Here is a 17,944-nt window from a genome sequence, read left to right on the forward strand (position 1 = left end):
TTAGTAGAAAATCTCCTCTAATCTTATTTAAATTATAGGAATCTTGATACTTACTCAAGTACAATTTTTTCAACCTCTGGTGTTGGGGAAATAAAAAAACCGGTAATTATTTGTTTTACATATCCATTATTACTCTCTTTTGACAAATAATTGAAATGCTTTCTATAACTGTTTCAATGTTATTCTCAATTTCATTATTTGTAAATCTCTTTACCATCAAACCTGCTTTTTCTAACTCATAGGTTCTTCCTGCATCATCTTCCATCACATCTTTTTTTTGATGAATCAAACCATCTACTTCAATTATGAGCTTGGCATTATGGCAATAGAAATCAACGATAAACTGGCCTATTGGATGCTGTCTTCTGAATCTTAAACTTAAAATTTGCTTGCCTTTTAATCGCTCCCATAATATTACTTCTGCTTGTGTCATATCATCTCTAAGTCTTTCCGCCTTTAGAAATGTGTTTGCATTAGCTCCAAAGTTCATTGGTTTATTATTCTTTTTTATTCTGACCATAAAACAAATATATATATTATTTCGGTTTTGCTTTGACCTCATGGAAGCCGAAAATAGCATCTTTCTGATTAGAGAATTCCTCTAATCTTATTTAAATTAAAGGAATCTCAAGATTTACTCAAATGCTATTTTTTCCACCCCTCGGAGTCGGGGAAAGAAAAAATCATAGAGCACAAATCTAATTATACCATTATATCTTTTTTCGGTTTGCCCCGACCCCAAGGGGAGCCGAAAAAAGCATTATCCTTAGTAGAAAATCTCCTCTAATCTTATTTAAATTATAGGAATCTTGATACTTACTCAAGTACAATTTTTTCAACCTCTGGTGTTGGGGAAATAAAAAAACCGGTAATTATTTGTTTTACATATCCATTATTACTCTCTTTTGACAAATAATTGAAATGCTTTCTATAACTGTTTCAATGTTATTCTCAATTTCATTATTTGTAAATCTCTTTACCATCAAACCTGCTTTTTCTAACTCATAGGTTCTTCCTGCATCATATTCCATCACATCTTTTTTTTGATGAATCAAACCATCTACTTCAATTATGAGCTTGGCATTATGGCAATAGAAATCAACGATAAACTGGCCTATTGGATGCTGTCTTCTGAATCTTAAACTTAAAATTTGCTTGCCTTTTAATCGCTCCCATAATATTACTTCTGCTTGTGTCATATCATCTCTAAGTCTTTCCGCCTTTAGAAATGTGTTTGCATTAGCTCCAAAGTTCATTGGTTTATTATTCTTTTTTATTCTGACCATAAAACAAATTTATATATTATTTCGGTTTTGCTTTGACCTCATGGAAGCCGAAAATAGCATCTTTCTGATTAGAGAATTCCTCTAATCTTATTTAAATTAAAGGAATCTCAAGATTTACTCAAATGCTATTTTTTCCACCCCTCGGAGTCGGGGAAAGAAAAAATCATAGAGCACAAATCTAATTATACTACTTTATCTTTTTTCGGTTTGCTCTAGCTTCAAGGGTGGCGAAAAAGGAAACATTCTGGGAGATAGTATGCAATAAGGCTATTAAATTTAAATTCAGCTGTTCTCCCACTTTCCCCATCCCCAGGGGGTGGTGGAAGAAAACAATAGGAATTTCAATGATAACTCCGACCTGATTTTTTCCACCCCTCGGGGTCGGGGAAAGAAAAAATCATAGAGCACAAATCTAATTATACCATTATATCTTTTTTCGGTTTGCTCTAGCTTCAAGGGTGGCGAAAAAGGAAACATTCTGGGAGATAGTATGCAATAAGGCTATTAAATTTAAATTCAGCTGTTCTCCCACTTTCCCCATCCCCAGGGGGTGGTGGAAGAAAACAATAGGAATTTCAATGATAACTCCGAACTGATTTTTTCCACCCCTTGGGGTCGGGGAAAGAAAAAATCAATAATTAGATGTTTAACATTTTCTTTTTTACTCCCCTCCCGACTGCTTTCCACTCATCTCCAAAATCTCAATTTTCCAAAGCTTTACATTTTGAAGCATCTTTTCCTCAAAAGCCCAGGTTTTTCCAGAATAATGCTTCATAATTTCATTAATGGCATAATCTTTCTCTTCAAAAGTTGCTAATTCTTTCATATTGCCATAGCCAATCACACTTTTAAAAGCAGCGGTCCATTTACAGGCAATTACTGGGTCTGTAATAGTTTTTACATCTGCTTCAAATTCAAAGCATACATATTCGTTCTTCATAAGGAAATCTATTTTTCTTCCTTTTATAGCAGTATGAACGTAAATATGCTTCTCGTCGTAGCCAAATGATACTGGTGTTATATAGGGGATATTATTATCAGCATAGGCTATTCTACAAACCTCCGTACTTTTTATGATTTGGTCTATTTCTTCTCTGCTATTTATCTTTTTGTCGTCTCTTCTCATGTCTCAAAGATACTTTTTTCCATAAAAAAAGCGGGAATAAATCCCGCTTCCATATATTTTTAAATAGATGCTATAAATGAGCTATATCATCTGCATTTCCATCGGGATCGTTATTTACAGTTCCTGAGGTAGAGGGGTTTCCATTGGTCATTAATAAAACACCACAAACATGAGGTGTGGCCATTGAAGTACCGCTCATGGTTGTATATCCACCTCTTTTATAACAAGAATATACAGATACACCTGGAGCACATAAGTCTACAGGAGGATTTCCATAGTTGGAGAAATAGGCAAAGTCATCGTTGATATCCATGGCAGAAACGGTCCAAACATTTGTTCCATTTATTCTTCCTGGACTAGGCTGAGGTGAATTATAAGTATGTAATCCATCATTTCCAGCCGCTAGAGCAAAGAAGATACCATTTGAAGCAGCATTCACAACTGCATTATCCAATGCACTAGAAGCAGGATAACCAACACTCATATTGGCAACATCTCCTGCGCTTGCATTGGCACCAACATAATCAACACCGGCAATACAATCAGAAACTCCTCCATAACCTCTTCTGTCTAATATTCTAACAGCAACAACCGGTGCGCCAGCTGCAACCCCAATTACCCCAAAATTATTATCTATAGCAGCAATAGTTCCAGCACAATGAGTACCGTGTCCATGACCATCATCAGGATTGTTTTGACCGAATGCTACACTTCTGGCAACATCTACATTTAAATCTGGATGATCTAAATCGATTCCAGTATCTAATATCCATGCAGAATTGGAACCTGAATAAGTAGCACCTCCTCCAACTCTAGTGATTCCATAAGGAAGTGTCTGTGTAGTAGTACCTCCTCCTCCACCTGGATTTCCACCTGGTTTCTTTAATATCACATAATGATCTTGCTCCATGTAAATGACTCTTTCATCTTTTTCAATAAGACTTGCTTGTTCAGGGCTTAATTCTGCAGCAAAACCTCTAATGGCATGACTATAGGTTGCAGTAATACTTCCACTTTTCAATCCTGAAGCAGAAAGAATATCTTGAGCTATTAATTTGACTTCTTTTTGACCAACTTCATAAGACACTGTGCTTTTTAAATTTGCATCATCCATTACAATGATATACTTCCCCGGTATAACATCTCCATTGGAAATCCCCATTAGGTTTTCCGCTTCAATTGTTGCTTGTTTTACTTCCTTTATAGTTTCATATTTTTCACAAGATACTACTACAAAAACCAAAGCCAACAATAGGCTTTTTACAATGATTTTTCTTGACATAAGTAATTGTTTTTAGGTTTAATTCGTTTAGATAATTCTAAAAATGCTATTTAGAATGACTCAAAATTAGCAAAATATACCATATAAACAAACTTTATTGTGCTTATATATAGATAAATATGAGTAATTCAACAGATGAATATTTCTATAAAGCTTATTGTTGCTGGGATTAGAATACTATCTTTGCCCACGAAAATGAAAAAAACAAGAATAGAAATACTAGAGGAAAAGAAAGTAAAAATCACAGCCAATCGAGAATTGGTTTTGGATGTGTTTTTGAAGCATGAGTATGCTTTATCTTTAGCTGATCTAGAAGATTTATTGCCTTGGGGCGATAGGGCTACCCTATTTCGTACCCTTAAAACCTTTGAGCAAAAAGGTGTCATTCATCAGATAAAAGATGGTAGCAATTCCACCAAATATGCCCTTTGTCACGATTCTTGTGGCTCTGCTCAACATCTCGATATTCATCCTCATTTTCATTGTCAGGAATGTGATAAGACCATTTGTTTGGATAAACAGGAAATTCAAATTAATAGCCTTCCCAAAGGTGCTCAGGTGAACGAGTATTCTTTGATTATCAGTGGTTTTTGTTCAGGATGTATAATACGCTTGAAAGAATATTAAAACGATTTCATTTTGAAGGAAACTGATTTTGTAATACTTATTTCTTCATGTGTTTTATAATCATTTGTCTTAAATCATTAGCTTTTATGGGTTTTGAAATATAATCGTTGCAACCAATAGAGATGAACTTTTCTTTATCACCTTGTATAGCATATGCCGTTTGTGCGATGATGATAATTTCTTTATTAAATTCCCGAATTTGTTTAGTGGCTTCATAGCCGTTAATCTCTGGAAGCTGAATATCCATTAAAACCAAATCAATTTCTGAATTTTTAACACAAGCCATAACTGCTTCGGTTCCTGTTCTTGCATAATAGATATTTTTTGCTAATTTCCTCACACTTATTGTAATAAGTTCTTCAGATTCTTTGTCGTCCTCAACTATTAAAATGTTCAAGCGCTTGTTAATATTTAAATGTTTTGCTGTAGTAGTTTCATTTTTGTCAGACTCTTCTATTATTTGGCTTTTTTGAATTGGAAGAGTAAAATAAAAGGTGCTTCCTTTTTTTGCATGTTCTCCATCAGATTCCACCCATATTTCTCCACCTAACAATTCCACATAAGCTTTAGAGATGGATAAGCCTAAACCTGCACCTTGAATGGCAAATCGATTGCTAATATCTGCTTGTATGAATCTTTCGAATATTGCTTTTTGTCTCTCTTTAGGGATCCCAATTCCCGTGTCTTTAACATAAAACTCCATTTTAGAAATCGCTTTATCTTTTTTTACTTTATAACCAAATTCTATGGAGCCTTCTTCGCTATATTTAATAGCATTTTTAACTAAGTTGGTTAAAATAGCAAATACTTTTTCTCGGTCGGTATTTATTATAGATTCACTGTTTTCTAATTCATTTTTAAACGAAAGGTGCAAGCCTTTTTCTTCTACCTCAGGTTTAAAGAAAGTATAAATATATTCTATTTGCTCATTGATGTTGGATTGATGGTTCTCTACTTCCATTAATCCAGCTTCAAGCTTTGAAATATTGACAATATCGTTGATGATATTAAGCATGCGCCCTCCACTTTTCTCTATAATGCCAATATACTTTTTTTGCTCTTCTCCACTTAGGTTAGGTTCTTTAAGTAATTCTGCAAAACCAAGAATACCATTCATTGGAGTACGTATTTCATGGCTCATATTGGCCAAAAATGCTGATTTTAACCTTTCGCTTTCTTCCGCTTTTTCTTTTGCTTTTTTAAGCTGGTCCATATTTTGGGCTAATAAAACATCTGCATTTTTCTTTTCAGTAATGTCCTTAGCCATAGAAATAACAAGCCTTCTGCCATCATTAAATATTCCTAAAGGTGAAGAACTAAAATCCCATACAATTTTATTTCCTTTGGTGGTCAAGATTTCATACTCCCCCTCCTCCACTTTTTTATTTAGATGGTATAGATTGTCAATATAATCTTTAATGTTTTTGCTTTTTTGCCCATAGGCTTTTTTTGTCCAATCATAAATCGTTGGGATTTCAGCATGTGAATATCCTGTTAATTCCGTCCAAGCTTCGTTTATGGTAATCACCTCGCCATCGTCTGCATGAATCATAATTGGAAAGGGTGATGCCATAATAGCTCGCTTTAATTTTCTTTCCCCTTCTTCGGCATCTTCTTTAGCTTCTATCAATTTTTTATTATTTCTGACGAGTTCTGCGTTTTGTGAATTCACCAAATCATTGATGTCATTTTTTTGAGCGATTTCAGTTTTTAGCCATTTTCTAATTAATAACATGAGAATAACCAAAGCGGTGATTAAATTAATGATTTTTGGGAAAAAAACATTTTGAGGTTGGGCTAAATAATTGAAAACACCAATAGGTATAAGACCTGAGAGTGAAGTATACCAAGCACCAAAGTAAAGGCTTTCAAAAAGAGACCGAAATGCATCTAGTGCTAAAATAATCAACAATAGCCTCAGTAATTTATCTGATGACGCTAGGGCTCTAGTTTTCTTAAAATAGAACACAAATATATATGCCCAAACCAATATGAGCGCCCAATAAATAATAGGTGTTAGATATTTGAAAAAGTCGGCTGTGCTCATATTTGTATTTTTGTCTATTATATATAATGACTGATTTTATAATATGCCAATTGGGTGCAAATAAAATTTAGCCAGAGAGAATAAGAAAAAGATATTATTCTAAATTATTGCATTATCAACCATTGCTATCAAAGATAATGAAAAGCTATCGTTTTACCAAATTTACATATGTATCAGTAAAACAGGCAGATAAAATCATGATATTATGTAGGCAAGAGTTTTCAATATGATAAAACTATAATTAGCATTTCCTCTCCTATAGGGGTGTTTTTAAATGGAGGAGGCCATCTAGATAATATATCAGCATGGTTTTTTCCATGAGGCTCCGGGTTTAAGATTTCTCATGACCAAGAAGTAATCAAAAGTAGTTCCATTATGCATATCATATTTTTGATCAGAAGCATTCGCCACCAGAAGCATTGGACTTAGGTATTTATATAGGCCCATTAGGGTATAAAGTGGTGAAGCCAAAAACTGACTTATGGGAAGGACGATAAACAAGCTAAAAAAACCTAAGAAACTCATTTTCATGAGGAGAATCCAAAGAATCATCAAGCCCATCATTAAAGAAAACATGATGAAGGACAATACCCATTGAAGAATGATATTCTGCTGATAAAATGGATTCATAAACTAGAGTTTCACTGGCATCATCTTCTTATTTTTTCGACTCTTTTCAGCCATAAATCCCATGACATGACTTTCCACGGAAGCATCTATGGTGGAGGTGAGTAGATCTGGATTTTGTTCTTTTACCGCTTTTATCCAATCGGTAACCAAAGCCCAGTCGCCACCACCATGACCACTGTTTTTATAATTCTCCACATCTTCCACATGAATATCCCATCTGTTTTTTTCTCCGGTGAGGAAATCGGTATGAACAAACTCATCCATATCACCAACGATATCACCCATAGAACCCATAATTCTTGTCCTACGTCCATGATAAGAAGTGAAAGCTTCCATGGAGAAATTGGCAGTTATACCCTCCTCAAATTCCATGGAACTCACATAATGATCGGGCTGGTCGTTATCCATATGATAAACGCAGCGTCCATAATTGGTGGTTTTCAATTGCTCTAATATAAACTCTTCTTTGTCATGTTCCTCCTCAGGAAAATCGAAGACATGAATATAAGTTCGGTCGCGATAATAAATTTTAAGAGCAGAGTATGGGCATTGACTTTCGACAGCACATCCATCGGTACATCTAGTGGTACTTCCTTCTGGAGCATTAGATTCCTTAAACCATTTTAAATTGCCATAGGCTGCAATACTGGTACAAGGTTGGCCAACCAACCAACGGAGGATATCCAAATCATGACAAGATTTCCCTAAAATGATAGGAGTAGTTTCTTTGGAATTATGCCAATTTCCTCTCACATAGCTATGCGACATATGAATATGTTGAATAGGTTCCAAATGCTGAATACTGATCAACTCACCTAGAACTCCAGAATCCACCATCTCTTTAAGCTTGATGAAATAGGGAGCATATCTGAGCACATGACAAACTGCTACGATTCTCCCTGTTTTATTGGCCAAAGCCAAAATATCTCGACATTCTTTCTCGGTGGGTGCAATGGGTTTTTCTAGAAGTATATCATAACCCATTTCCAAGGCTTTCATGCAAGGGCCATAATGCAAATCATCGGGAGTGGTGATGATGATGGCATCTGCGAATTTGGGTCTTTCGAAAACATGTTCCCAGGTTATGAATCTATTATTATCTGGAATATTGTGTTTTTTAGCATAACGCTCATTTCTAATGGGAATAGGTTCTGCCACTCCAATAATATCTAATTCTTTAGGAAAGGCTGTTGCATAATTCCCATAAACATTGCCACGAGCTCCTGCACCTAGGGTAATGGCAGTGATAGGATCTGTTGCCTCTGCATCGCCAAAAGGACGAATAGAAAGGGTTTTTTCATTGAATTCGTTTGCAGCAATAGCGCTTAAAGATGTTGCCATCAAAGGTAAGGCACCAGCACCTAATAGCATATTTTTAAGGGCTTGTCTTCTGTTGAGCTTGTTTTTCATTTGGCGCGATTTAGTATCCCAGTAGCAGGGAGATTAGGATGGTAAATATAGGAAATTTGAAGGTGTGGTGGATAAGTGATTTTACTATTATTGAAGACTATTATTGTCTTTTTTCATAAAGCTTAATAGCTTTTAGGTAGTTTTTGGCTCCTTTGGGACTTAGGTCGTAAATAAACCCATTGAGTCCTGGATAGACTCTGCCAACCCAGGCTACAAGACTATCCCGCCTAGGTTCCCATTTTTCAATATTGAAGTATATATATTCCAGAGTGTGAATTTTTGATATCTTATTTTTGTCGAATTCAAACCATACTTTGCATATTACTGCGGAATCTTGTAAAAAATCAATGCGTTTGCCTATTTTTGATTGTATGGTGAAAATGGAATCTTTATGATTTTGTATCTCCATCAGCTTATGTTTTGCATTAAACACAGAATCCCATTGAAATTGCTCATGAAAACCTTGTATTCCTTTTGTTAAAACAAAATCCATTTCCATGGTGATTAGACTATCGGATAAGAGACAAGAAATGCGATTGAAATCCCCAGAATTTAGGGCTTGGTAATAGGCTTTAATCAGGTCCTCCTCAGATGATTTCTTGTTTTTAATGGAGCAAGAAAAGGACATAAAAACGACAGCTAGTAATAATAGCATTTGTTTCATAGTTTTAGTTCTCCATATAATAAACAGTTTCCAAAAACTTTCCAAGGGGCTTTTCTTCTTCGGAGCTCATTTCTTTAATAACACCTCCCACAGTGATTTTTTCAGCGGGTAATTGTTCCGAGCCTCTCGCATGGGCAATAAAAAAGGATTCTAAGGAGGATTCATCTCTAAGTTCATAAACATCGTATTGATCGATGAGAGGAATCATAGAGAAAGTAGTGACTTCTCCAGTGCTGATGGGCATCATGATAAAACCCATGAAATCAGTTTTTGAATCGGTGAGTTTAGGAATGCCAGTAATGATAGCGTTGGACGAGAGTTGAGCCTTTTTATTGGCTTCAGAAGCTTGCAGATGCTGAGCTTTGTGTTTCTGATATTGTTTCTGTAGTCCGTCATCTAATTGAGACAAAACTCCTGCTTCCTCCTTTTCACTCAAAGCACTAATCGACATCTCCAGAAAAAGAATACTCTGCTGCTTGGATCCAAATATCCCTCCTACTTTTCCGAGCTCCGCCTGACTAATAATGCCATCCTCTGCTTTTGTTAGAATATTATAGAATCTCCCACCATTATCTAAGGATTTGAGGGCGGTATTTATGTTTTGATATGGGATTAGTTTTTTCATGGTTATGTTATTTACTATTTACCTCCACTTGTTAATTCGCTCTGTTTTATCTTCAAATTCCGAGGATAAAGAATTTATTCTGGATTGAAGCAAGATTTTTCTGCCTTCAATGGTTCTGGAGTAGATGAGTTCACAGGAACCCACAAGCCGCTTCCATTGTCTCTCAAAATACTCAGCTGTTTTTTTATTTCTGCCTATAATTTCAGGAACAGCATGATAGTCTTTTTGAGAAATGATCTTCAGGAATAAGCTTTTTCTGATGATTAAATACCTCGGATTGTCCACCGCAGCAATAATTTCGTGAAGCGATTTTATAAAAGTAGATTTTTCATAGCTTGTTCCTCCTTTGAGATGGCAATATATGGAGCCAAAGTCATTTAACGAAGCTATCACCTCTAATTTGGAGTATTCCGTATTTATTGTACCTGTTTTAATAAGTGATTCCAAAAGAGCCTCCCCAATTTGCTGTATATCTTTGGAGATATCTCTGTATTTAAAATATAAGCGAATGGTTTTATAGGTCTGTCTACCAAATATTATCACTCCCAAAATGCCAATATACATTAGGTATTGAAGCAAATCTTCTCGAGATTTAATATATCTAATCGATCGTCCTAAGCCATTAAATATGCTTTCTAGAAATCCGAAGATCGCAGAAACCAGCATAGCAATCATATTCGCTATTGTTTTATGATAATACAAAGACATGGTTTTTTTATACTCTTTACCTTCGGGGAATGGAACTTTTATTTGTTCTATTAATGAACTTCCATTTAAGAGCGCATCCTTCCATTTTTGCTTGAGTTGGTCTCTCTGTCCTGCTTTTTTAATGATTTCCTTATTGAAAGATTGAAGCTCAGCTGACCCAAATACTTCGGGTAAATGGATTCTATTTATTCCATTCTCTATGGTGGTTTCGGTTTCATTTGAAATGCCAACAAAAGATTTAAATCGCCTTTTGAGTAATTGAATATCATCACCGACTAGAAGAAACAATTCGCAAAATCTTTGTATCCACTGATTCCGAATAGATATAGTAGGAGCAAATATAAGCGTTGGTTTATTTAAACGAATAGCTACTTCGAGCCCAAGTACAGTTTTTCCAGAACCTGGAGGAGCAATAATATGCAGATGATTATCATCTAGCTGCTCCTCAAGATCATCAAGAACTCGTTGCTGATATCTTCTCCATTCGTATTTGAATTTTATATCTTTTGGAAACTCTTTCAATTTTCTTTGATTTATTTGAATCGAATAAACATTAAACTACTCTTTGTTTTTTTTAGATTTTAGTGCTTTCCCGAGCTCTCACAGAATACATATATGGAATTTTATCTCCATGTTTTTGATTTACCCATTTTCCTTTCTCTATTTCAACTAAATTGGGGAAACAATCATAGACTTGATATGGGAATTCATGGAGGAATTCTATGGAGAGGCCATTTGAAATTAAGCTATTCATTACTTCCCCCAGGCTATGATGCCATTCGATATGCTTTAGGTTATTACCGGAAACTTCTGATTTGTCGGTATAGGAACTCTCCACTTGAGTTTCGATGGGTTTTGATTTGAAATAGCCATTTTCAATTTCTGAATCCTCATTTAGGGTATAGATAAAGGGATGGAATTCCACCAGATGAAATACGCCATTGGGCTTTAAAAAACGATGGATAAGTTTTGCCCATTTGTCAAGATCATCCAACCAGTTTATGGCTCCATAAGAAGTATAAACAATATCAAACTTTTCGTTTAATACTTCTTCAATATCGTATATATTGGAACGAATAAATTGAGCAGTAAGGCCTAAATAATTAGACAATTCCTTGGCTTTTTGTATGGAGGTATCTGAAATATCTATACCTGTGACTTCAGCTCCCATTCTAGCAAGAGATAAGCTGTCCATACCAAAATGGCATTGAAGATGAAGGATTTTCTTTCCTCTGATATCTCCTAATTCTTCTAGCTCAATATGATTTAATGAGGATTTACCTTTCAGAAAACCTTCTATATCATAAAACCTCGAATCTGCATGCAGATTGGTTAACTCGTTCCAACTTTGTCTGTTCTCTTCGAAATTATTCATTTTTAGTACTTATATGATTTTAATTAAACCTTCGCCAAAGAGTGTGAATTATTTATTGAATAATTAATTTTCCTTTTTGAAAATAGTTTGAAGATTCTATATTTATAATATAGATACCAGGTTCTAAAGTTGAAATATTCAGTGATTTTGTTATGTTTTCTTGTGAAAATGAAAGTTGTCCCAATTGATTAAAAATCTGAATATTTTTAGATTTATCATGGCTGAAAACAATCTCACATTGTGCTGGATTGGGATAAAAACTAAAGAAATCAGGCTCTATATCGGTACTTATAGATTGACTACAGGAGCTCTCAATTTCTTCAATAGTATTACAACCATTCAGGTTGTTTTCTATAGTAAATGATATTGTTTCTTGTTCTAGAGCTAAACAAATACTATTGATATGACAACTTGATAGCTGCGGGTTTTCTTTAATTGTTAAAGAGCTTAATTCACTCAAATCAATATTTTGTAATGGACTAATATCGGATAAAAGTGTATTGTATTTTATGCTAAGTAAGGTGGTGATTGACTGAAGATTGCGTGCTCCTTCAATATCTGTTAAACTAGGATTGGACCAAAGTAATAAGTGAGTAGGTGATGAAACAATATTTTCTAAGCCATTCAAATTAGTAATTAAAGGCATATTCATAACATCAAGAGCTCCCCCCACAAAGGTAACATTGCTCAGTTCATCAATATTTTCAACAAGAGGAAGGCTGGCTACTTCTAAATAATCCCCAACATAACTTACATTTTCAATCCCACTTAAATTTTCTAATAATGGGCAAGTATCTATCCAAAATCCAGATTCAAAGGTGCTAATGTTTTGAAGACCATTTAAATTAGTGATATCATCTCCCATGATCATTAGATTACCTTCTATTGTTGTGCAATCAGGGTGATTTATTAAAAAATTATCAATATCAGCTTGTGTGCTAAAATAGTTGTCACCTGGGAGACAGGATTGAGAAAATGCAGAAATGGAAAATACTAGAAATGAGAGATAAAGGAATGCTTTTTTCATGTTTTGTTTGTTTTGATGTTATGATTTAAATTATGGCTTTTATTGGCAATATCTGCTATTTGTTTATACCAAACGAAATTACAAATAATATATTAAACACTTAAGCAGTTTGTTAAGTTTGTCATGTAATATGAGATTTTTTAAATTTCTACAGGGATCTGTTTTGCTAAAAAGGCAAACACGTCTTCATTGTTTTGTGACCTTTGTGCCTCCTCTGTGTCTTTTGTGTAACAGCTATTACACAGCGTTTTTCAAAGATTTCTCAAAGAATCACAAAGTTGAGAATTCTTGTTGCTTAAACATTTCATATTCTCAATATGCAAACATCTAGTGGAGCTTGATCTGATTTTGCTTAGATAATTCAATTGATTATTATAATTTTCACTAATATTACATCCTCAATAAACGCATCTATGAAATCCATAATCAATTATTCAGCTGCCCTTCTATTGTCCATTATTCTAATGGGATGCTGTGAACAAAAAGAAACTGAAGAAATAAGCCAAGAAATGGCAAAAACAGTCATAGACTTGAGGAAAGTGGAAAGTATCTACGAGGATATTAAAGTAGAATATGCCAAGCTTCGCCCTAAGGTGATTATGCCTGCCGAAGGTTATTTGAAATACCCTTACCTCATTCCAGCGGGTTTTTATAAACAAATGTGGGATTGGGATGGTTTTTTTATGGGCAATCATTTTATCAGTCAGAATCAGCCAGAGTATATGAAGTATTGGGCTCTGAATTTAATAGAAGGCGTAGATGAGGAGGGTTATGTTTCGGGATGTGCCACCACAAAAGGCCCCCGTCCTATCTTTGGGAAATTCTCCATGAAACCTTTTCTGTCACAGGGTGTTTTCCTCGCCTCACAGAAAATGGATGATTTTAAATGGGTTGAAGAGCATTATGAAGCTTTGATGAAGGTCTTAGAATATAGAGATCAAACCCAATTCGATACGGTGTACGGTTTATATTATTGGGATAATGCCATGCAAAGTGGCGCCGATAATAATCCTGCCATGAATTATTTCTGGAAGGAAGATCATCGCTCTTTCCTTTCTTGTGATGCCAGTACTTTTAGCTTAAGAGAAATAGAAGCACAAGCATTAATAGCAAAGAAATTAGGTCATGATGAAGATGCAGAAATGCTTAAGGCTAAAGCTCAAAAACTAAAGAAAGCCATCAATGAGCAGCTCTGGTGTGATGAGGATAAGATGTTTTATAATATCGATAGAGAGATCGGTGATTTCTATAAAAGGGTGAGCTATTCTTGCTTTGTGCCTTTGCTACATAAGATTCCTTCGAAAGAAAATGGTAGGGCCATGATTGAGAAGTATCTTATTTCGGAGGATCACATGAAAGCAGCTTATGGCTTTAGAACCTTATCTAAGCAAGATCCGGATTATAATAACAAAAATATTATTGTTCCTTTCTCCAATTGGCAAGGTCCTGTTTGGCCCATTGCCAACTATATTTACTCGGTAGGCTTGAAACATTATGGCTTCGAAAACGAGTTGGCTTGGCAAGCCCAAACACTCGGTCAACTCATGCTTACAGATCTAAAAGAATGGGGAAGTCTGCACGAAAATTATCATGCCGATACTGGAGCTCCTTTAGCCCCCTCCTCCGATCACGTGGATAAAGACGGTAAGTTCGTTGGTTTTATCAGCTGGAATTTATGTGTTGAAAATATGTTGGCTGGTGTTGTGGATGACGAGTGGATGCTTTTGGAAATTGATAAATAGATCAGATTTATTTATCTCATTCGTTTTTAAAAGAATGCCCTTTAGTGTTTCAGTTTCTGCAAATTTTGTGGTTCGAAGTCGGGAGTATGAAGCTAGAAGTAAATCTGCTTCGGGCTTCCAACGTCTAACTTCCAACCATATTTAGGTAATTATTATATCGAATTTTATTCGTAAAACACAACCTATGATAATTCAGTCCATAGTGGCTTTTTAGCTATCTGAAAACATGCTATAAATAATTCATCATAGCTGAAAGGAAGATCACGATGATTCCAAAAAGGAAGGATATTCCTGCCAGTTTCATTTGTTTGCCTTTCAAAGACATCAACTCTGGTGATGGTCCATTCACAGCCAATTTAGCTGCTTTTGGGCTTATGATTTCAAAATTAATAATGGCAAAAAGAGCCAATAGACCCACAAAAACATGCTTAATAAAGCCTACTGTTTCCCAAGAGGTATCAAAATTGATAATGGCTACATAATATTCGCTGGCAATCTTCATGGGGATTCCAGTGATAAAGAGAATCGCTAAAGAAACATAAACTAAGACTCTCACCCTTTTAAAAAGAACAGCCATAAACTTTCCAGCAGTAACGGGATCCAGAGTTTTTGATACGGTAGGCATCAAAATTAAAACATTGAAAAACATTCCACCTATCCATGCAATGGTAGCCATTAAATGGAAAAAATCTAAGATAATTTGTAAAACTGGGTGATCTATCATAATCAGGTTTTTTTAAGGCTGAAATATACAAAATTCATCTTTACATAGAGCCTGATTTTTAAATTTCTAATCACTAATTGAAATATTTGTCAGATGAATTTGAACAGCTTTTCTGTTTAAGAAACTTTTTCCTTGATAAGTATATTTTATCATTACTTTTATACACCAATTCACAAGCCATGAAGAAAATTTTCTTTCTCTCTTTTTTAGTACTAAATATCATTGCTTCCGCCCAGCTTCAGCGTCATAATCCTCATGGATTTGAAACACCTATCAAAGATGTTAATACCGATTGGTATCCTGTGGAAGATCCAAATTACGATGTACTTTTCTATCATATTGATGTGGAAATAGCTGTGGATTCTATTTATATAAGTGGGGAGGTTAAATTCCTGATATCTTCTAATATTGATAATTTGAATAGCCTAATGGTGGATTTAGATCAAACTTTCGATGTGGAATCTATCTCTTTTCCAGTATCTAATTATACTTTTGAGGATAATGTGTTATATCTTCAACTCGAGAACACTTATCAAACTGGTGATACGCTGTCTTTTCGTATTCAATATTCTGGTCATCCCGAAATGCCCGGAGGATATAAAGGTTTGAGATACGAAACCCATGATGGAAACCAACCTATTATTGCCAGTCTTTCCACTCCATATTTAGCACATTCTTGGTGGCCTTGTAAAGATGGAACCAGTGATAAATGTGATTCTCTGTATATGGATATCACAGTAAAAGATACCATTATCGACGATTTACAACTGATAGCTTTATCCAATGGTTTACTGGTGGATGAGTATACAGATGGAGTGATGAGAACCTTTAAGTGGCAGCATAAATATCCCATTATTCCTTATTATATCATGGTGGCTATTTCTAATTATGAGCACTTTCAGCAAGATTTTGAAATGGATGACATGAGCTTTCCTTTGGATTATTATGTTTTTGAATCGCATTTAGCTAATGCCCAAAATGGGGTGAGTGAGATGCCTGATGCCATGGCTTTTTTTAGTGAAATATTTGGACCCTATCCTTTTTCCGATGAGAAGTATGGAATGACACAATTGGGTTATTATGGTGCTATAGAAAACCAGACCAATACCATTACCAATAATATGTCGCAAGATTGGTTAGATGTATCGGTTCATGAGTTGGCTCATCAATGGTTTGCAGATTATATCACTTGCGAAAACTGGCATCATGGCTGGGTAAATGAAGGTTTTGCCAGCTATGCCGAAGCTTTGTATTTTGAACATAGAGATGGATTCGAAGCCTATCAAAGTTATGTCATAGACTTTGAGTTTTATAATTCGGGCACTTTATATATTGATGATATTAGCGACCCCTTTAGTGGTGTTTTTCGTCCCATCATTTATAATAAAGGAGCCTATGTTTTACACATGCTGCGAGGAGTTTTAGGTGATGAAATGTTCTTCAATGTCATCTACGAATATGCCACCAACGATAATTTCAAATATGGCTGGGCCAATACCGAAGATTTTCAAAGCGTATGTGAGGAGGTCTCCGGAGAAGATTTAGACTATTTCTTTGAGCAATGGATTTATGATGAGCGCTATCCCAAATACAGATATAATTATTTGAGTTCCACGAACCTAACAGAAGTGATCATTCAGCAATCACAAGGGCTTTTGGGCTGGAGAGAAATATTCACTATGCCCTTAGAAATTTACTTTCAATTTGAGGATGGTAGCGATACCATAGTCAGCGTTTTTAATGATGAAATAGAGCAGCATTTTGCTTTCAACTTTGAGCAAGAAGTCATAGATATGGAAATAGACCCGGGTTCTTGGGTATTATGTACTAAGGTTTTTGATTCTAATATTATTGTGGGAAATCAAGAGTTTGAAGAGCTTGTTTTCCGGGTATTTCCAAATCCCAGCGAAGGAAGTTTTACAATTCAGTTGGACGGATCATTTAGGGGTAAAAAGGTATCTTTAGTTATCTTTGATCTTAATGGAAGTGAAGTTCAAAATCAAGAAGTGAATTCAGCAAGTATTTCTGTTCAAGGACTTAAAAAGGGGATTTATCTTTTAAAAATATCAAGCAGCAATATAAACCATTCTAAAAAGCTAATAGTCTATTAGAGTTTTTTAAAACTTCATAACAAGCCCAATGCCAGAATTGGTATTTTCCAGATGAAAAGAAACTTTAGCTTCTTCCGTAGTTTCAAGTAAATCATTATTGTAAATGTCTACTGCATTAAGCGCTCGTTTCTTAAAAGCAGAGCCCAGTGGTATTGCAATAATCACTAATCCTGCTCCTATTCCGGCTAATGCCCAATTGGGTTCTCCTCCTCCTAAGGACGTTCCTAATGGCCAGCCTATTAAGAAACCGCCAGCATAACCCAATATCATACTCATATCGCGGTTTCCCCTTGCGGCTTTAAATTCGAGCCTGGCCTCGGGATGACTAGCAAATATCTGGTCTAGTTGAGGAACGGTTAAGACTTCGCCATGTTTCTTTAAAGGAAATCCTCTCAAGGAGTCTTTAACAATAGGTTCATTAGCTGTTTGGGCTTTTATTTGATCAGGATTGATTAGAATCAAGCAAATAAGGATAAATAGAAAATAAGATAATGTTTTCATCATTGATAAATTTAATATATGCGATGACAAATATAATACTTTTAGGTGCATAAGCAAAT

General features: G+C 35.1%; 17 protein-coding genes. 3 read left to right on the top strand and 14 right to left on the bottom strand.

The genetic code is table 11. The features are described from left to right. Window positions 1-115: 115 nt before the first annotated feature. The 4 genes from HNS40_RS15110 to HNS40_RS15125 form a co-directional block, all read right to left on the bottom strand. Window positions 116-520, bottom strand: coding sequence for an endonuclease domain-containing protein (locus HNS40_RS15110; protein WP_216664177.1), 405 nt, complete (start codon window positions 518-520; stop codon window positions 116-118). A gap of 361 nt (window positions 521-881) precedes the next feature. Beyond that, complete coding sequence (locus tag HNS40_RS15115) at window positions 882-1,286, bottom strand: endonuclease domain-containing protein (RefSeq protein WP_253916374.1); 405 nt, start codon at window positions 1,284-1,286, stop codon at window positions 882-884. 661 nt (window positions 1,287-1,947) lie between these two features. After that, on the bottom strand, window positions 1,948-2,412 hold the full coding sequence (locus tag HNS40_RS15120) for a pyridoxamine 5'-phosphate oxidase family protein (RefSeq protein WP_172282306.1): 465 nt from the start codon (window positions 2,410-2,412) through the stop codon (window positions 1,948-1,950). A 70-nt stretch (window positions 2,413-2,482) separates the two neighbouring features. Continuing rightward, window positions 2,483-3,694, bottom strand: a complete 1,212-nt coding sequence (locus HNS40_RS15125) for a S8 family serine peptidase (protein WP_172282308.1) — start codon at window positions 3,692-3,694, stop codon at window positions 2,483-2,485. Between the two features lie 195 nt (window positions 3,695-3,889). Between HNS40_RS15125 and HNS40_RS15130 the strand changes: the two genes are divergently transcribed. Then, the gene (locus HNS40_RS15130) at window positions 3,890-4,321 is read left to right on the top strand and encodes a Fur family transcriptional regulator (RefSeq protein WP_172282310.1); all 432 of its coding nucleotides are present in this window, start codon (window positions 3,890-3,892) and stop codon (window positions 4,319-4,321) included. Window positions 4,322-4,358: 37 nt separating this feature from the next. On the opposite strand, the gene HNS40_RS15135 is transcribed toward HNS40_RS15130, so the two are convergent. From HNS40_RS15135 to HNS40_RS15170, 8 genes are all read right to left on the bottom strand, one after another. After that, window positions 4,359-6,368 carry a PAS domain-containing hybrid sensor histidine kinase/response regulator gene (locus HNS40_RS15135; protein ID WP_172282312.1) on the bottom strand — a complete coding sequence of 670 codons (2,010 nt, stop codon included), beginning with the start codon at window positions 6,366-6,368 and terminating at the stop codon, window positions 4,359-4,361. Between the two features lie 300 nt (window positions 6,369-6,668). Further along, window positions 6,669-6,998 (bottom strand): hypothetical protein, encoded by a 330-nt coding sequence (locus tag HNS40_RS15140; RefSeq protein WP_172282314.1) that lies wholly within the window; start codon window positions 6,996-6,998, stop codon window positions 6,669-6,671. A 3-nt stretch (window positions 6,999-7,001) separates the two neighbouring features. Continuing rightward, complete coding sequence (locus HNS40_RS15145) at window positions 7,002-8,408, bottom strand: Gfo/Idh/MocA family protein (protein WP_172282316.1); 1,407 nt, start codon at window positions 8,406-8,408, stop codon at window positions 7,002-7,004. Between the two features lie 100 nt (window positions 8,409-8,508). Further along, window positions 8,509-9,072: a hypothetical protein gene (locus HNS40_RS15150; RefSeq protein ID WP_172282318.1), complete on the bottom strand. Its 564-nt coding sequence runs from the start codon at window positions 9,070-9,072 to the stop codon at window positions 8,509-8,511. Between the two features lie 4 nt (window positions 9,073-9,076). Continuing rightward, window positions 9,077-9,697 carry a hypothetical protein gene (locus tag HNS40_RS15155; RefSeq protein ID WP_172282320.1) on the bottom strand — a complete coding sequence of 207 codons (621 nt, stop codon included), beginning with the start codon at window positions 9,695-9,697 and terminating at the stop codon, window positions 9,077-9,079. Between the two features lie 18 nt (window positions 9,698-9,715). Beyond that, a complete protein-coding gene (locus HNS40_RS15160) occupies window positions 9,716-10,927 on the bottom strand; it encodes a DEAD/DEAH box helicase family protein (RefSeq protein WP_172282322.1) in 1,212 nt (403 codons plus the stop codon). A gap of 52 nt (window positions 10,928-10,979) precedes the next feature. Further along, on the bottom strand, window positions 10,980-11,780 hold the full coding sequence (locus HNS40_RS15165; RefSeq protein WP_172282324.1) for a bifunctional 2-polyprenyl-6-hydroxyphenol methylase/3-demethylubiquinol 3-O-methyltransferase UbiG: 801 nt from the start codon (window positions 11,778-11,780) through the stop codon (window positions 10,980-10,982). 52 nt (window positions 11,781-11,832) lie between these two features. Then, the gene (locus HNS40_RS15170) at window positions 11,833-12,807 is read right to left on the bottom strand and encodes a T9SS type A sorting domain-containing protein (protein ID WP_172282326.1); all 975 of its coding nucleotides are present in this window, start codon (window positions 12,805-12,807) and stop codon (window positions 11,833-11,835) included. Window positions 12,808-13,220: 413 nt separating this feature from the next. Between HNS40_RS15170 and HNS40_RS15175 the strand changes: the two genes are divergently transcribed. Then, a complete protein-coding gene (locus HNS40_RS15175; RefSeq protein ID WP_172282328.1) occupies window positions 13,221-14,549 on the top strand; it encodes a trehalase family glycosidase in 1,329 nt (442 codons plus the stop codon). Window positions 14,550-14,778: 229 nt separating this feature from the next. Here HNS40_RS15175 and HNS40_RS15180 read toward each other — a convergent pair whose 3' ends face one another. Beyond that, complete coding sequence (locus HNS40_RS15180) at window positions 14,779-15,273, bottom strand: DUF4149 domain-containing protein (protein WP_172282330.1); 495 nt, start codon at window positions 15,271-15,273, stop codon at window positions 14,779-14,781. Between the two features lie 179 nt (window positions 15,274-15,452). Here HNS40_RS15180 and HNS40_RS15185 point away from each other — a divergent pair, with 179 nt between their 5' ends. Beyond that, entirely contained in the window at window positions 15,453-17,384 is a 1,932-nt protein-coding gene (locus tag HNS40_RS15185; protein ID WP_172282332.1) for a M1 family aminopeptidase, read from the top strand. 6 nt (window positions 17,385-17,390) lie between these two features. Here HNS40_RS15185 and HNS40_RS15190 read toward each other — a convergent pair whose 3' ends face one another. After that, entirely contained in the window at window positions 17,391-17,885 is a 495-nt protein-coding gene (locus HNS40_RS15190) for a hypothetical protein (RefSeq protein WP_172282334.1), read from the bottom strand. Window positions 17,886-17,944 lie beyond the last annotated feature (59 nt).

The sequence above is a fragment of the Lentimicrobium sp. S6 genome (assembly GCF_013166635.1).
GTDB lineage: Bacteria > Bacteroidota > Bacteroidia > Bacteroidales > UBA12170 > UBA12170.

Excerpts from the sequence above, each read along its gene's own strand:
- HNS40_RS15110 (WP_216664177.1), bottom strand. The coding sequence starts at position 520 with ATGGTCAGAATAAAAAAGAATAATAAACCAATGAACTTTGGAGCTAAT.
- HNS40_RS15115 (WP_253916374.1), bottom strand. The coding sequence starts at position 1,286 with ATGGTCAGAATAAAAAAGAATAATAAACCAATGAACTTTGGAGCTAAT.
- HNS40_RS15120 (WP_172282306.1), bottom strand. The coding sequence starts at position 2,412 with ATGAGAAGAGACGACAAAAAGATAAATAGCAGAGAAGAAATAGACCAA.
- HNS40_RS15125 (WP_172282308.1), bottom strand. The coding sequence starts at position 3,694 with ATGTCAAGAAAAATCATTGTAAAAAGCCTATTGTTGGCTTTGGTTTTT.
- HNS40_RS15130 (WP_172282310.1), top strand. The coding sequence starts at position 3,890 with ATGAAAAAAACAAGAATAGAAATACTAGAGGAAAAGAAAGTAAAAATC.
- HNS40_RS15135 (WP_172282312.1), bottom strand. The coding sequence starts at position 6,368 with ATGAGCACAGCCGACTTTTTCAAATATCTAACACCTATTATTTATTGG.
- HNS40_RS15140 (WP_172282314.1), bottom strand. The coding sequence starts at position 6,998 with ATGAATCCATTTTATCAGCAGAATATCATTCTTCAATGGGTATTGTCC.
- HNS40_RS15145 (WP_172282316.1), bottom strand. The coding sequence starts at position 8,408 with ATGAAAAACAAGCTCAACAGAAGACAAGCCCTTAAAAATATGCTATTA.
- HNS40_RS15150 (WP_172282318.1), bottom strand. The coding sequence starts at position 9,072 with ATGAAACAAATGCTATTATTACTAGCTGTCGTTTTTATGTCCTTTTCT.
- HNS40_RS15155 (WP_172282320.1), bottom strand. The coding sequence starts at position 9,697 with ATGAAAAAACTAATCCCATATCAAAACATAAATACCGCCCTCAAATCC.
- HNS40_RS15165 (WP_172282324.1), bottom strand. The coding sequence starts at position 11,780 with ATGAATAATTTCGAAGAGAACAGACAAAGTTGGAACGAGTTAACCAAT.
- HNS40_RS15170 (WP_172282326.1), bottom strand. The coding sequence starts at position 12,807 with ATGAAAAAAGCATTCCTTTATCTCTCATTTCTAGTATTTTCCATTTCT.
- HNS40_RS15175 (WP_172282328.1), top strand. The coding sequence starts at position 13,221 with ATGAAATCCATAATCAATTATTCAGCTGCCCTTCTATTGTCCATTATT.
- HNS40_RS15180 (WP_172282330.1), bottom strand. The coding sequence starts at position 15,273 with ATGATAGATCACCCAGTTTTACAAATTATCTTAGATTTTTTCCATTTA.
- HNS40_RS15185 (WP_172282332.1), top strand. The coding sequence starts at position 15,453 with ATGAAGAAAATTTTCTTTCTCTCTTTTTTAGTACTAAATATCATTGCT.
- HNS40_RS15190 (WP_172282334.1), bottom strand. The coding sequence starts at position 17,885 with ATGAAAACATTATCTTATTTTCTATTTATCCTTATTTGCTTGATTCTA.